General features: G+C 45.8%; 1 protein-coding gene. It reads right to left on the bottom strand.

Annotation, left to right across the window (positions count from 1 at the left end; genetic code table 11):
* Positions 1-684, bottom strand: a 684-nt coding sequence (locus R7O13_RS27305) for a UvrD-helicase domain-containing protein (protein WP_318305252.1), incomplete at both ends; no start/stop codon positions are given.

The raw sequence follows: 684 nt of genomic DNA, 5'->3' as shown, positions 1-684 counted from the left end.
CAATTTGACCAGTTCATACTGACTGGTGTTGGTATCTTGGTATTCATCAACCAATAGATAGCGGATGCGATTTTGCCAACGCTGACGCACTTCTTCATTATTACGCAGCAGCAATACTGGCAGCAGGATCAGGTCATCAAAATCGAGCGCGTTGTACGCCTTCATCTGCTTCTGGTACATCTCAAAACAAAAAGCGAACAGCTGTTGTTGCTCGCCTTTCGCCATCGCTTTGGCTTGCTCTGGCGTCAACATGTCGTTTTTCCAGTTGGAGATCGTACTCAATAGTTGTTTGAGTAGGTCTTTATCACCGTCGAGTTGCTTTTCCGTCAACTCTTTCAACAGCGCCATCTGGTCTTGATCATCAAACAACGAAAAGCCCGCTTTTAATCCAAGCTGCTTGTACTCACGTTTGATGATATTCAAACCCAAGGTATGGAAAGTAGAAACCCTCAAACCTTTCGACTCGGCTTTACCTAAGGTTTGACCAACACGATCTTTCATTTCGCGCGCGGCTTTGTTGGTAAAGGTCACGGCCGCGATGTTTCTTGCTTTGTAGCCACATTGCTGAACCAAGTAAGCAATTTTATTAGTAATTACGTGCGTTTTACCTGAGCCTGCGCCGGCAAGCACTAGGCATGGACCAGACACGTATTTTACGGCTTCATCTTGTCTAGGGTTCAGCTT

The sequence above is a fragment of the Vibrio sp. Y176 genome, from assembly GCF_033438945.1.
This window is presented reverse-complemented; position numbering and strand designations above follow the sequence as displayed.